Origin of the sequence: Azospirillum thiophilum (genome assembly GCF_001305595.1) — a bacterium.
GTDB classification, from domain to species: Bacteria; Pseudomonadota; Alphaproteobacteria; order Azospirillales; family Azospirillaceae; genus Azospirillum; species Azospirillum thiophilum.
The window spans coordinates 2,083,498-2,097,011 of the sequence record NZ_CP012401.1; the positions used below are offsets into that span (position 1 = coordinate 2,083,498).

15 protein-coding genes are annotated in these 13,514 nt (G+C 68.0%); 10 read left to right on the forward strand and 5 right to left on the reverse strand.

The window, feature by feature from the left end:
* The 8 genes from AL072_RS09715 (at window position 1) to AL072_RS09750 (ending at window position 6,880) form a co-directional block, all read left to right on the forward strand.
* Window positions 1-912, forward strand: coding sequence for a hypothetical protein (locus tag AL072_RS09715; protein ID WP_045580502.1), 912 nt, complete (start codon window positions 1-3; stop codon window positions 910-912).
* Window positions 909-2,840, forward strand: a complete 1,932-nt coding sequence (locus tag AL072_RS09720; protein ID WP_045580501.1) for an SPRY domain-containing protein — start codon at window positions 909-911, stop codon at window positions 2,838-2,840. The genes AL072_RS09715 and AL072_RS09720 overlap by 4 nt, the downstream gene beginning before the upstream one ends.
* Before the next feature lie 105 nt (window positions 2,841-2,945).
* The gene (locus AL072_RS09725) at window positions 2,946-3,323 is read left to right on the forward strand and encodes a DUF4376 domain-containing protein (protein WP_158511055.1); all 378 of its coding nucleotides are present in this window, start codon (window positions 2,946-2,948) and stop codon (window positions 3,321-3,323) included.
* Between the two features lie 71 nt (window positions 3,324-3,394).
* On the forward strand, window positions 3,395-4,156 hold the full coding sequence (locus tag AL072_RS09730; RefSeq protein WP_052709879.1) for a lysozyme: 762 nt from the start codon (window positions 3,395-3,397) through the stop codon (window positions 4,154-4,156).
* A gap of 168 nt (window positions 4,157-4,324) precedes the next feature.
* Window positions 4,325-4,531: a hypothetical protein gene (locus tag AL072_RS34265; RefSeq protein ID WP_158511056.1), complete on the forward strand. Its 207-nt coding sequence runs from the start codon at window positions 4,325-4,327 to the stop codon at window positions 4,529-4,531.
* Window positions 4,532-5,212: 681 nt separating this feature from the next.
* The gene (locus AL072_RS09740) at window positions 5,213-5,632 is read left to right on the forward strand and encodes an organic hydroperoxide resistance protein (protein ID WP_045580500.1); all 420 of its coding nucleotides are present in this window, start codon (window positions 5,213-5,215) and stop codon (window positions 5,630-5,632) included.
* A 154-nt stretch (window positions 5,633-5,786) separates the two neighbouring features.
* Window positions 5,787-6,242, forward strand: coding sequence for a MarR family winged helix-turn-helix transcriptional regulator (locus tag AL072_RS09745; RefSeq protein WP_045580499.1), 456 nt, complete (start codon window positions 5,787-5,789; stop codon window positions 6,240-6,242).
* A 47-nt stretch (window positions 6,243-6,289) separates the two neighbouring features.
* On the forward strand, window positions 6,290-6,880 hold the full coding sequence (locus tag AL072_RS09750; protein WP_045580498.1) for a GNAT family N-acetyltransferase: 591 nt from the start codon (window positions 6,290-6,292) through the stop codon (window positions 6,878-6,880).
* 7 nt (window positions 6,881-6,887) lie between these two features.
* On the opposite strand, the gene AL072_RS09755 is transcribed toward AL072_RS09750, so the two are convergent.
* The 3 genes from AL072_RS09755 to arsC form a co-directional block, all read right to left on the reverse strand.
* The gene (locus AL072_RS09755) at window positions 6,888-7,883 is read right to left on the reverse strand and encodes an alpha/beta fold hydrolase (RefSeq protein ID WP_052709877.1); all 996 of its coding nucleotides are present in this window, start codon (window positions 7,881-7,883) and stop codon (window positions 6,888-6,890) included.
* Window positions 7,884-7,980: 97 nt separating this feature from the next.
* Window positions 7,981-8,913, reverse strand: coding sequence for a 50S ribosomal protein L3 N(5)-glutamine methyltransferase (prmB, locus tag AL072_RS09760; protein ID WP_045580497.1), 933 nt, complete (start codon window positions 8,911-8,913; stop codon window positions 7,981-7,983).
* Window positions 8,914-8,959: 46 nt separating this feature from the next.
* A complete protein-coding gene (gene arsC, locus AL072_RS09765) occupies window positions 8,960-9,301 on the reverse strand; it encodes an arsenate reductase (glutaredoxin) (protein ID WP_045580496.1) in 342 nt (113 codons plus the stop codon).
* Window positions 9,302-9,518: 217 nt separating this feature from the next.
* Between arsC and serA the strand changes: the two genes are divergently transcribed.
* Both serA and AL072_RS09775 read left to right on the forward strand, forming a co-directional pair.
* Window positions 9,519-10,763 carry a phosphoglycerate dehydrogenase gene (serA, locus tag AL072_RS09770; protein WP_045582338.1) on the forward strand — a complete coding sequence of 415 codons (1,245 nt, stop codon included), beginning with the start codon at window positions 9,519-9,521 and terminating at the stop codon, window positions 10,761-10,763.
* Window positions 10,764-10,853: 90 nt separating this feature from the next.
* The gene (locus AL072_RS09775; protein WP_045580495.1) at window positions 10,854-11,588 is read left to right on the forward strand and encodes a hypothetical protein; all 735 of its coding nucleotides are present in this window, start codon (window positions 10,854-10,856) and stop codon (window positions 11,586-11,588) included.
* Window positions 11,589-11,608: 20 nt separating this feature from the next.
* On the opposite strand, the gene AL072_RS09780 is transcribed toward AL072_RS09775, so the two are convergent.
* Both AL072_RS09780 and carA read right to left on the reverse strand, forming a co-directional pair.
* Window positions 11,609-11,950 (reverse strand): HNH endonuclease family protein, encoded by a 342-nt coding sequence (locus tag AL072_RS09780; RefSeq protein WP_045580494.1) that lies wholly within the window; start codon window positions 11,948-11,950, stop codon window positions 11,609-11,611.
* 373 nt (window positions 11,951-12,323) lie between these two features.
* A complete protein-coding gene (gene carA, locus AL072_RS09785) occupies window positions 12,324-13,496 on the reverse strand; it encodes a glutamine-hydrolyzing carbamoyl-phosphate synthase small subunit (RefSeq protein WP_045580493.1) in 1,173 nt (390 codons plus the stop codon).
* Between the last annotated feature and the right edge of the window lie 18 nt (window positions 13,497-13,514).

A 13,514-nucleotide genomic window follows, 5' to 3' on the forward strand; every position in this document is an offset into this window, starting at 1 on the left:
ATGGCGACCGGACTGCTGGCCCACATCAACGAGCTGTCCGAACAGGACTGCGCCATTTCCGGCACGCCCGCCGATTGGGCGGCAACGGCGCCGCTCGATGCGCTGAAGACCCTGCCGCTGGTCGACGCCGCGGTGTCCACCCGCATCGGCAGCCGGGACGAGCCGCTGGTGCTGGAATGGGAATGGCCGCGACCCATCGACCTGACCTATGCCGGGCTCTACCGCACCAATTTGTGGAAGACCGGCCGGGTGAGACTGGAGGCGTTCAAGACCAGCGCCCGAACCTCGCTGGCCTTCAGCACGCAATCCGCCGGCGGCATCGACCGGCTGGTGCTGCCCGGGCTCTACGATCCGAAGACCCTGCGCTTCGGCGGCGAGAACACCGTGCTGGGCCAGCTGGGCGCCCGGGAGTTCCTGCGCTATCCCACCAACATCCATGTGGTGATGCCGCTGTGCAGCGCGCAGGTGCTGCGCTGGACGATCTACGGCCCGGCCTACCGGGTGACCGGCAGCCACTACAGCACCACGGAGCAGGCCTATCGCATCGGCTTCGGCTGGGCCGGCGACAGCCTGGCAATCGACCGCCATGTCGGCGCGTCGGCGGACGGCTACCGCCGCGGCGGCAAGGTGACGGAGCTGGCCGGCGGCGGGGTGGCGGTGGAGCCCGGGCGCGGCCGGCGCACCGCGACGCTGGACCGCACCGTCAACGAGGCCGGCGACCGCGACCGCCTGTTCGACCTGGTCACCTTCCTCGACGCCGACCGGCCGGCGGTGTGGCTGCCGGACACCGACAGCGCCTTCGACTGCTACCGCTACGGCGGCCTTTTCCAGGTCATCGAGGACTTCAGCCAGAAGTACCTGAACGACCTGCACAGCGCCGCCACGATTTCCCTTGGCGAGGTGACGACATGACCACGCTGGCCACCATGCTGGCGGCGGCCCAACGGCTGCTGGGCTACTACAACGGCGACGAGAAGACGGCACAGAACCCGGGCGGCCTCACCGGGGTCGGCGGCATGGCCGACAACTGGGATCCGTGCATCCAGGACATCGGCACGGTGGCCAACGGGGTGGGCGATGCCCTGACCGTAGCCTCCGCCAGCGAAGGGAATGCCGCCGCGTCGGCCGCCGCCGCTGCCGACAGCGCGCAGAGCGCCCAGCAGAACGCCCTGGCAACGGTGGCCGATCGGCAAGCCACCGGACAGGACCGGCAGGCCACCGCGGCCGACCGGCAGGCGGTCGCCACCGACAAGGCCGCCGTGCATGCTGATCGCCTCGCCGCCGATGCCGACGCGCAATCCACCGCGGCGGATCGGCAAGCGGTCGCCATCGACAAGGCCGCCGTCCATGCCGACCGCCTCTCCGCCGATGCCGACGCGCAATCCACCGCGGCGGACCGGCAGGCGGTCGCCACCGACAAGGCCGCCGTCCATGCCGACCGGCTGGCCACCGAAGCCGCTGCCGCTGCCGCCCAGACCTGGAACCCGGCCAGCTATGTGCCGAAGACCGGTGGCGATTACACGGGAAAGGTTGGCGTTTCGCCTGGGTCCGCTGGGGCGCCGGGGCTGGCGGTGACGGGCGATCCCGACACCGGCATCGCCCAGTTGGGTGGGGCGGATACGCTGTCGGCCGTCGCCGGCGGTGCCGAAATCTGGCGTATCAGCACGTCTTATGTTTGGGTTGGCGGGGCTCCTGGCAGCGAAAGCCTCCGCATCGCATTGCTGCCGGGGGCCGTCGCGGCGGTGACTGTGTCCGGTACCACCCCCGGCGGCATGTCCGTCGTCAGCACGACCGCGGGCGCCCTCTCCGTAACTTCGGCCAATGGCATGGTGCGTGTGCATGGGCAGCGCGCCGTTCACCTGACCCTGACAGGTGCCGATGCTGGAGGGGTTGCGACGGTCGGTAGCAGTGGCGGTGATCTCAATCTGACCAGTGCCACCGGTGTGGTGCGGCTGAATGGCGCTCCGATGGGGGGTGGCCTGTTCGCCGGGACGGTCGCGAAGTCGGTGAATTACACCGTCGTCGCATCCGATGCCCGCTATCTGATCGAATGCACGGCCAGTCTGACGCTTTCGTTGACAGCTGCGGCGACGCTTGGGAGTGGTTTCACCTTCGCAGCGTGGAACAGCGGCACCGGGGCCGTCGTCATCGACCCGAGCGGTTCGGAACTGATCAACGGCGGCGCGACGCTGACCCTGTTGGCCGGGCAGTGGGCTTTCATCACCTGCACCGGAACGGCATGGAAGGCGCTCACGCAGACGGCACAATCGTCATGCGTCTTGTCGCCGACCGACAAGGAAAGCGGGCTGATCGTCACGAACGGCGGCTTGACGGCATCGGTCGCGGCCGGTGGCGTCATGCAGTCCGGTCGCGCCACCGTGGCGTTGTCAGGTCAGAAGTATTTCGAGATCGCGCTTGATGTGAAGGCGTCGTCCGGCTCGTCGGCTTTTGTCGGGATTGCGACCGCAGCCGCCGCTTTCGGGTCGCCTTTCGGCTTGGCGACGAGCGCGGGCGGGTATGCGTATGCCGACGATACCGGCAATCTGCTGAACAACGGTTCCGAGGGTGCATGGGGCAGCTCGTGGAATGCTGCGGGCGTCGTGATCGGAGTGGCATTCGACGACGTGTCAACGCCCGGAACGGTAAAGGTCTGGTTCTCGCGCAACGGCGTCTGGCAGGCCTCTGGCAATCCGGCGACCGGCGCAAACCCGGCATTTTCCATTTCGTCGGCGGTCTTCTATCCGGCGATCACTTGCAAAAATGGCGGCCAAGTCACGGCCCGGTTCACCGCCGCGGCTTGGACGTACTCCGCCCCTGCTGGCTTCACTCAGATTTCGTGAGGATCGACGATGATCAGGACTTGCCCGCCATACGATCAGTCGACGCATCGCCCCATCCCGGATGCCTTTGACAAGGCGCCGGATGGAGCCGGCGGCATCCAACTGGTGCAACTCGTCGAACCGATCCCGCTGGCCGAGATGAAGGCTGTACGCAAGGCCTCCGCCACGGAGCTGCGGTGGCAGCAGGAAACCCGCGGCATCGTCATCGCCGGGGTGCCGGTGGCGACCGACGACCGCAGCAAGACGCTGATCCTGGGCAAGCGCGCCCAGGCACAGGCCGATCCGGCCATGATCTTTCGGTGGAAGGCGGCCAGCGGTGAATGGGTCGACCTGACCGGCGCGCAGATCATCGCCGTTGCCGACGCCGTCGCGGACCATGTGCAGGCGTGCTTCGACCGGGAAGGCGAACTCCACGACGCCATCGACGCGGCCGAAACCGCTGAAGCGGTGCTGACCGTGGACATCGCCGCCGGCTGGCCCTGACCCTCCGCGACAATATTCCAACCGACCGATCCGGCGCCCGCGAGGCGCCTTTTCCATGCCCGGAGGATCCCATGCGTGCCATTCCGCAAGCCGCCGTCGACCTGGTGAAGGAGGCCGAGGGACTGCGCCTCACCGCCTATCCGGATCCCGCCACCGGCGGCGCCCCCTGGACGATCGGCTACGGCCACACCGGCCCGGACGTCCGGCCGGGGCTGCGCATCAGCGAGGCGCAGGCCGAGCAGCAGTTGCAGGCCGACCTGGACGCCGCCGCGGCGGTGGTCGACCGCGCCGTCACGGCGGAGCTGACCGACGCCCAGCGCGGGGCGTTGGTGTCCTTCGTCTTCAATGTCGGTGCCGGCCGGAGGGCCAAGGGCAAGGACGCCGGCAAGGATGGCTTCGTCACGCTGAAGACGGGCCAGCCCAGCACGATGCTGCGGAAGCTGAACCTTGGTGACGCGGCCGGCGCCGCGGCCGAGTTCGCCAAATGGACGCGGGGCGCCGGCAAGGTCATGCCCGGCCTGGTCAAGCGCCGTGCGGCCGAGGCTGCCCTGTTCCTGGCGGACGAGGCCCACCCGGTGAGCCGGGGCGCCGAGCTGGCGCCGGCCATGAAGCCGATGGCCAGGTCGGTCAGCGCCGTCAGCGGCGGCGGTGCGCTCGGCCTCGCCGGCGTGGCTGTGCTGCTGGACCAGGCGCGCGACGTCTCGACCGCCATCAAGGGGCTGCTGCAGGCGCTGCCGTCCGGGGCGATGGGCTGGGCGGTGGCCGCCCTGCTGGGGCTGGCGGTGGCTGTGATGCTCTACCGGCGCTGGGATGACCAGCGCAAGGCGGCCTGATGCTGGCCTTCCTCGCCACCGGCTGGGGCCGGGCGGCTACCGGCCTGATCCTCGCCAGCGTGGTGCTGGCGGGGATTGCCACCTTCGGCGCGCTTCAGCGCCGGGCAGGGCGGCAGGATGCCGCCCTCGAGTCGACCACACAGACACTCCGGAACGCAGAGGTGCGCCATGGGATTGAGGATGATCTGCGCCGGCATCCTGCTGGCGCTGCTGAGCGGCTGCGCGACCAGTGGAGCCGGGACTGAGGGCGGCTGCGCTGCCTTCCGCCCGATCTACACCAGCCGGGCCGATATGCTCACCGATGGCACGGCCGAGCAGCTGCTGGCGCACAATCTGACCGGTGCCCGCCTGTGCAGGTGGGCGCCGGTCAGATAAGGCCATCAGAGTATGCCGGTGGGTGTCCTGCCATCTCCCCTTCTTTGTTTGGGTCTCAGAGAGGCGTTTGCGAGAGTGTTTGCGAGACGGAGGCGTTTTGGCATTGATTCAGCCCTTGGAAGGGGAGGTGAACTCTTTGAAAATCAATAAGTTAGAAGGAGTGCCGCCTTCTGGGGGTCTGAGGGTCGCAGGTTCGAATCCTGTCGCTCCGACCAATTCCGGAAGGGCCGGAAAAGCCTTGGAACCCAACAGTTCCAAGGCTTTTTCTTTGCCCGGTTCATCGGCCTCCGATGTGTCGCCTGTCGGCACCGTGTGAACTCTTGTGTGGAAGTCGAACCGGTTCCCATCTGCAGCGCCGCCATGGCCGCCACCGCTTGACGGGCGCCAGCAGCTTTTAAAACGTCAATCAGAACCCCGGTCCTGCGTATCGAATCTGTCGACCAGTCCCGGCGGCAGATGGGTTTTGGTCCGTGCTCCAAACATCTGGATCCGATGGCATGCACATATCGCATCGCGCGCAATTGAATGGCGCATATCAAAATTCATTGCAAGCAATCAAATTGTGCGCCATGTTTATTCCCACGACATGACGCGGCGCTGGCACTTCCCGCCGTCGCCTCCCGGTTCCAACCCGGCGACAGCTCCCGAGGGGCATCGCCTGCACGTAAGGAGTTGCACATCATGAAGACCCTCTATTCGACCAAGGTGACCGCCACCGGTGGCCGTGACGGCAAGGCCGTCAGCGAGGATGGCCTGTTGTCGGTCGCGCTGGCCGCGCCGAAGGAACTCGGCGGGCAGGGTGGGGCCACCAATCCGGAACAGCTGTTCGCCGCCGGTTACTCGGCCTGCTTCATCGGTGCCATCAAGTTCGTCGGCAACCGCGACAAGATCGCCGTTCCGGCCGACCTGACCGTGAATGCCAAGGTCGGCATCGGCGCCCGTGACGACGGTGAAGGCTTCGGACTGACGGTCGATTTCGTGGTTTCGCTGCCGGGCATGGACAGCGCCGTTGCCGAAGACCTCCTCGCCCGCGCGCACAAGGTCTGCCCCTACAGCCACGCCACCAAGGGCAACATCCCGGTCACCACGACCGTTGCCTGAGGGCATCGGGTAAGGCAGTGAACCGGACCGCCCGCCGCACATGGCAGGCGTTCCGGGGTTGCGCCGTCGGGCTGTTGCGCGCGATTGTGCCGGGCACGATCGACCGACGCGCAATGCCCCGGCGGCGCGCGCCGTTTTAAAGGTTTCCGAAATCATGACGGCCGACAAAGACGACCCGCTTCTGCTGTCCAACCAGGCCTGCTTTGCGCTCTATTCGGCCAATCTGGCGATGACGCGTGTCTATCGCCCGCTGCTGGAGTCACTGGGCCTGACCTATCCGCAGTATCTGATGATGCTGCTGCTGTGGGAGGAGGACGACCAGTCGATGAAGGTCCTGGGCGAGCGGCTGGGGCTGGACAGTGGCACACTCACCCCTCTGCTGAAGCGGCTGGAAGGGCAGGGGCTGGTCAGCCGCGCCCGCGACCCGCAGGACGAACGGCTGGTGCGCGTCCGCCTGACCGCGGAGGGGACTGCGCTGCGCGGCAAGGCCGAATGCCTGCCGGCCCGCATCACCGCCGCCGCCGGCTGTTCCGCGCCAGAGCTGGGCCCCCTGCGCGACGCGTTGCTGCGGCTGCGCGACGATCTGAACCGGGCGGCGGATCGGGGCTGACCCGAAAGCCGTTGGTCTCCTGTCCTTCACTGTCGAGGTGCTTTGCGATGACCGAGGACCGTCTCCGCATCCGGCCGGCCGATGCCGACGACGCGCCGGATCTGGCACGGCTGATCGATATCGCCGGGGGCGGTGTCTACGCCTTCCTGCTCGACGGGCTGATGCCGGGAATGAGCGCGGCGGAGATGCTGATGCCTGGCCTGGCCGGACGCAGCGGCTCGCTGTCGCACCGGCAGAGCGGCGTAGCCGAACTGGATGGACGGGTGATCGGCATCGCCCACGGCTATCCCACCGACTGGATCCGGACGGAGGATTACAGCGGCCTGCCGCCAGACCGTGTCGCCCATATGGCCACATTTTCCGAAACGCTGGACTGGGGCAGCTATTTCCTGTCGGCGCTGACGGTCGATCCCGCATGGCGGCGGCAGGGCATCGCCGGACGGCTGCTCGGCTGGTTCTACGAGCGGGCGCGAACCGGCGGCTTCAACCGCGTCACCCTTCATGTCTGGGCCGACAATGCGCCGGCCCGCCGCCTCTACGCCGGTGAAGGCTTCGAGGAGATCGGACAGGCCGACATCCCCTGGCACCCCCGCCTGCCGCATCATGGCGGCAGCATCCTGATGCGGCGTCACCTCTGAGCGGTTGTTACTCGGCGATCAGGGGCTCGGCAGGCGCGTTTTCGACGGACAGCCTGTCGACGCAATCCGCAACGAGGTCAGGGTCGGCATAATGCACCATGTGGCCGGCCCCCGGCACCCAATGCAGGGTGCTGTTGGGAAGGACATGGTGCAGGCGGCTGCTCTGCTCCTCCTGCGTGACGACGCGGTCGTCATGTCCGGCGACGACCACCACCGGCAGGGACAGTCCGGCATAGCGGTGCTGCAAGCGGTCGGCTGCGGGAGCCATGGTGACGCCGTCCTGGGCATTGGCCCGCAACTGGCCGGGGCGGGTGATCAGGGCGGCCGGGAAGGTCCCGGTCAGGCCGTCCGGCACCGGCTGGGGGGAGAACATCGCCTTCAGCATCAGCGGCATCATCGCCTTGGAGAAGGGCGGCGAGAGGGTGTGGCGCAGCAGGTCGCCCAGCACCGGCGTCGCCACCGGGGCCACCATCAGCGCGTCCACCCGCGTGGTCGGGAAATAATAGCCGGCCAGCAGCACCAGGCCGCGCGCCGAATCCGGATGGTCCAGCGCCAGGGCCAGCGCGACCAGCGTGGCATAGGAATGGCCGACCACCACCGCCTGCTCGATCCCCAGGACGACAAAGGCCCGGGCCAGCAGATCCGCCTGATCCTCTGGCGTCCAGTCGCAACCGCGCGGCCGCTTGCTGTAGCCCATGCCCGGCCGGTCGAAGGCGATCACCCGATGGGACCGCGCCAGCCGGTCGAACAATCCGCTCGCCAGAAAGTCGTCGAGGGTCGAGGCGTTGCCGTGCAGCAGGACCACCGGCGGTCCGCTGCCGGCCTCGAGGTAATGCAACCGCACGCCGTCGACGGTCAGGAAACGCCCTTCGGGCGGATGGCGCCGCTCATCCCGCCGCGCGACCAGTGTGTTGACGGCCGCCAGGCCGCCCAGCGCCAGCGCGGCGATGCCGAAAGCCTTGACGGCGCCGGAGTGGCGGATGTCGTGAGTGCGGCGGGTCATGGCGGTCGTTCTCCCAAACGGCTGCTGCTGCGATGCAGCATCGTGGGAGAACAACCGCCGACGGGGGGAAGCGTTCCCGATCAGGGACGCGCTTGCTTCACTTCCCGGCCTTCAACTGTTCGCGCGTCAGCCAGAACACCTCGCCGAAGCTGTTGGCGGTCTGCAGCCACAGGAAGTCAAGGTGGGGATACTCGGCCTCCAGGATCTCGCGGCCGGTGCCGAACTCGCACAGCAGGCCGCCGTCCGGGGTCAGGTGCTTGGGCGCTTCCTTCAGGATGCGGCGAACGATGTCCAGCCCATCATCGCCGCCCGCCAGCGCCAGCGCCGGCTCGGCACGGAATTCCGGCGGCAGGGCCTCCATCGCCTCGGCGTCGACATAGGGCGGGTTGGTGATGATGACGTCGTACTTGCGCGTCTTCAGCGGGGCGAACAGGTCGCCCTGGTGCAGCGTGATGCGGTCCTCGAAGCCGCTGTCGGCGACGTTGCGCTTCGCCACCTCCAGCGCGTCGGGCGACAGATCGACGGCGTCGACCTGGGCTTCCGGGAAGATGCGGGCGGCCAGGATGGCGAGACAGCCGGAGCCGGTGCAGAGATCCAGCACCCGCTCGACCGAGGTCGGATCCTCCACCAGGGTGAAGTCGTCGCCGCCGAACAGGTCGGAGAACAGCAGTTCGCCGATGTAGGAGCGCGGGACGATCACCCGTTCGTCGACATAGAAGGGGATGCCCTGGATGTAGGCCTTGTTCAGCAGGTAGGGCGCCGGCTTGCGGGTGTCGATGCGGGCATGGAGGATGCCGGCCACCGCCTCGCGCTCCGCCGCGGTCAGCCGCGACTCCAGATAGGGCTCGAGCTGGTCGACGGGCAGGTGCAGCGTTTCCAGCACCAGGAACACCGCCTCGTCGAAGGCGGTGGTGGTGCCATGGCCGTAATCGAGATCGGCCTCGTTGAAGCGGCTGACGCCGTAGCGCAGGAAATCGCGGATGGTCTTCAGCTCGGCGGCCGCGGCGGCGGCGGTGTGCTTGGTGGTCACGGGCGGCAGGCTCCGGTGAGGGTGCGGACGGCGGATAATGGCGGGCTTACAGGATTTCCAGCACCGACTCCGGCGGGCGGCCGATGCGGGCATGGTCGCCCCTGACCACGATCGGGCGTTCGATGGCGGCGGGATGGGCGGACAGGGCGGCGACCAGCGCCGCACCGTCCAGTTCCCTGGCGATGCCGGCCTCGGCCGCTTCCTTGGCGCGGGTGACGGCGCGCGGCTTCTTGCCCAGCTTGGCCAGGATGGCGGTCAGCTCATCGGCGGTCGGCGGGGTCTTCAGATACTCGATCACCACCGGCTCGACGCCGCGGGAGCGCAGCAGCTCCAGCGTTTCGCGCGACTTGCTGCAGCGCGGGTTATGGTAGATCGTCACGTCGCTCATGGTCTGCTTCCAAGGTTCGAGGAGCGGTCCGAGAGATACACCCATCCCGCGTTCCGCGCCAATCCGGCATGCGGAAACGCTGCGGCGGCGCAACATCCCTCAGGTGACAAGGGCTTCCGTTGGTATTATTTTGCGCGCTCGCTTTTCCGCTGCCCGCCTGAGTCGTTTCGGCGGACGGGCCGCGGAACAGAACCGCTGCCCAGAACGGATGCCGGCCGTGACCAAGCTCTCGCTCTCCAAGGACAAGATCAACATCCTTCTTCTGGAAGGTGTCCATGACAACGCCATCGACGAGCTGGCCCGCGGCGGCTACGCCTCCGTCGAGCGGCTGCCCCGCGCGCTGGACGAGGCGGAGCTGCTGGAGCGCATCGGTTCGGTCCATATCCTGGGCATCCGCTCGCGCACGCACCTGACCGCCAAGGTGTTCGAGGCGGCGAGCAAGCTGATCACCGTCGGCTGCTTCTGCATCGGCACCAATCAGGTCGACCTGAAGGCGGCGCGGCGCCACGGCGTCCCGGTCTTCAACGCCCCCTATTCCAACACCCGGTCGGTGGCGGAACTGGTGATCGGCGAGATCATCATGCTGATGCGCGGCATCTTCGAGAAGTCGCAGCTGGTCCATGGCGGCGGCTGGATGAAGTCGGCCAAGGACAGCTACGAGATCCGCGGCAAGACGCTGGGCATCGTCGGTTACGGCCATATCGGCACCCAGGTGTCGATCCTGGCCGAGGCGATGGGCATGCAGGTCCGCTTCTACGATACCGTGCGCAAGCTGGCGCTGGGCAACGCGCGGGCCTGCGACTCGCTGGAGGAGCTGCTGTCGGTCTCCGACGTGGTGACGCTGCATGTGCCGGACACCCCGCAGACCCGCGACATGATCGGCGAGCGAGAATTGGCCGCCATGAAGAAGGGCAGCCATCTGATCAACGCCGCCCGCGGCCAGGTTGTGCAGATCGAGGCGCTGGCCGCCGCGATGAAGTCCGGCCATGTGCTGGGCGCCGCCATCGACGTCTTCCCTGTCGAGCCCGGCTCGGACAAGGACGAGTTCCAGAGTGCGCTGCGCGGCATCAAGACCGCCATCCTGACCCCGCACATCGGCGGCTCGACCATGGAGGCCCAGGCCAACATCGGCACCGAGGTGGCGCAGAAGCTGATCGAGTATTCCGACAACGGCTCCACCGTCGGCGCGGTCAACTTCCCGCAGGTGGCGCTGCCGGTGCAGGCCGGCTGCACCCGCTTCCTGCACGTCCACGAGAACCGTCCGGGCATGCTGCGCAAGGTGAACGAGGTGTTCTCCGGCCGCGACCTGAACATCGCGGCCCAGTATCTCCAGACCGATCCGGAGCTGGGCTATGTCGTGGTCGACGTCAACGGCGACGTCGACGAGCTGGAGGTCACCAACGACCTGCGCACCATCGAAGGCACCTTGAAGGCGCGCTTCCTGTTCCCGTCGCATCGGTGATCCTGCGGAAGGGCCGGAGCGCCGGTTTCCCGGCGGTCCGGCCCCTTCATGTCTCTTGTCGGCGGACGGTTTCCCGGTAACAGTGGCGGCATGACCGTTCGCTGCCTGTTCCCCCTCCTCGCCGCTGTCCTTGGCGGCATGTCGTCGGTGCCCGCGCCGGCCGCAGCGCAGTCCAACGGCTGCGACGGCTTTCCTACGCCCACGCTGAGCGTCGAGAGCGTCCTGGCGCCGATCCAGCGTGACGATGCGCTGACGGTGGTGCAGCTAACCCGGCTGCCGGGTCGCTCGCCGGGACCGGTCGGCACCACCAGCGGTCATGTGCTCGGCCTGACCCAGGCGCGGTACGGCGAGCAGTCGCAGGTCTCCGCCCTGTTCAAGGCGATGGGCGACGGCACCTATTGCTCGGCCCCCAGGGCGGTCACCGTCACTTTCGGCTTCCAGAAGCGCACCGTCCATGTCGCGAGGGAGATCCCTGCCGAGTCTTGCCTGCATGGCGAGGTGCTGGCGCATGAGATGAGGCATGTCGCAGTGGATGAGGAACTGCTGCGCGAGTTCATGCCGCAAATCCGCAGCCGTCTGGAGGAGGTGGTCGCGCGCCTGGAACCGGTGCGGTCGCGCAGCCAGGCCCAGGCGATGGCGGCGATCCGCCGGCCGCTCGAATCGGCGATGCGCGGCATCATGCGCGACTTCGGCCGCGAGCGCGACCGCCGGCAGGCCCGGATCGACACGGTGGAGGAGTATGAACGGGTCAGCCGCGTCTGCAACGGCGAGGCCCGCAACTATCTGCCCAAGCCGGCGGCGCGGCAACCGGTGCGCCGGGGTTGATGGCCAGGGTTGAGGGGGGCTCAGCGCCGGCGCCGCCGGTCGGTGGCGTGGCCGTCGACGAACTCCGGCGGCTTCCGGCGGACCCAGCGGACGAAGGCGGCGAGCTCGGGATGGCCGCGCAGGGCGTCGATCTCGTGATACTGGTCACGCAACTGCCGTTCGGTCAGCACCGCATGGATCTTGGCGTGGCAGATGCGGTGCATCGTCACCGTCTCGCGCCCGCCATAGGTGCGGGGGATCAGGTGGTGGTCGTTCAGGCTGCTGCCCGGCACCATCGGACGGCCGCAGAGCGGGCAGGCGGACCGTTCGGGGGCGGCGGACGGCAGGGGCTTGGCGGGAAAGGGATCGTCAGGAAGGCGCATGTCGTTCGGAACCGGCTGGCGCCGCCCATGTTGGCTGGTCTGGAGGGACCATGATCCATATGGTCCGCAACCTCCGGGAGGCCATAGTGGACGATCGCGACTCACAGCCTCGAGACCGGAAGACAGCCAGCCGGGAGACGTCCGGCAAGGCCGCCGGTCCATCCGCCGACTGCACCGAGTATGGCCAGCCCGCCGGCTCGCCGGGTGCGCGTGGCGGCGCCACCTGTTACGGCGGCATCCAGCGGGTCCAACCGCGGACCCGGCCCGCCGCACCTGTGCCTTCCGACAAAAAGCCGGGCTCGGACCCATAGGAAAAGGGGGGAGCCGCGGTGACGGCTCCCCCCTTTTTTCCTCCTGACGGCCGGATGCCGGTTCAGGCCGCCTTCTTCTCGGCGATCAGCTGGACGAAGCGGTCGAACAGATAGTGGCTGTCCTGCGGGCCGGGCGAGGCTTCCGGATGGTACTGCACCGAGAAGACCGGCTTGTCCTTCAGGCGGATGCCCTCGTTGGTGCCGTCGAACAGGCTGACATGGGTGACCTCGGCATCGGCCGGCAGCGTCTCGGGGATGACGACGAAGCCATGGTTCTGGCTGGTGATCTCGACCCGGCCGCTCGCCAGATCCTTGACCGGATGGTTGGCCCCGCGGTGGCCCTGCTGCATCTTGGTGGTCTTGGCGCCGAGCGCCAGCGACAGCATCTGGTGGCCCAGGCAGATGCCGAACATCGGCACGCCGGTGTCGAGCAGGCCCTTGATCGTCGGCACGGCATATTCGCCGGTGGCGGCGGGGTCGCCGGGGCCGTTGGACAGGAAGATGCCGTCGGGGCTGTGGCGCATCACGTCCTCGACCGTGGCGGTCGACGGCACCACCGTCACCTTGCAGCCGGACGCGGCGAGGCAGCGCAGGATGTTGCGCTTGGCGCCATAGTCGATGGCGACGACATGGTATTGCGGCTTGTCCTGGGTGGCATAGCCGCCGCCAATGGTCCATCCGGCCTCGGTCCAGTCATAGGTCTGGCGGCAGGACACGTCCTTGGCCAGATCCATGCCCTCCAGCCCCGGCCAGCCCTTGGCCTTGGCGACCAGCGCCTCGATGTCGAAAATGCCGTCGGGCGAATGGGCGACGACGCCGTTGGGCGCGCCGAGGTCACGGATGCGGCGGGTCAGCCGCCGGGTGTCGACGCCGGCCAGCCCGACGAGGCCGTAGCTCTTCAGCCAGTCGTCGAGATGGCGGGTGGCGCGCCAGTTGGACGGGTCGGTGATGTCGGCGCGCAGGATCAGGCCGCGGGCGGCCGGGGTGATCGTCTCGATGTCTTCCGTATTGGCGCCGGTGTTGCCGATGTGCGGGAAGGTGAAGGTGATGATCTGCCCGGCATAGCTGGGGTCGGTCAGGATCTCCTGATAACCGGTCATGGAGGTGTTGAAGCACACCTCGCCCACCGAATCCCCCGTGGCGCCGATGCCTCGGCCGCGGAACACCGTGCCGTCGGCCAGGACAAGCACGCCGGTGTGGACCGCATCGTCGGAGGGGGGAGTGGCGACAGTCATTCCTATGAACCTTCCCAA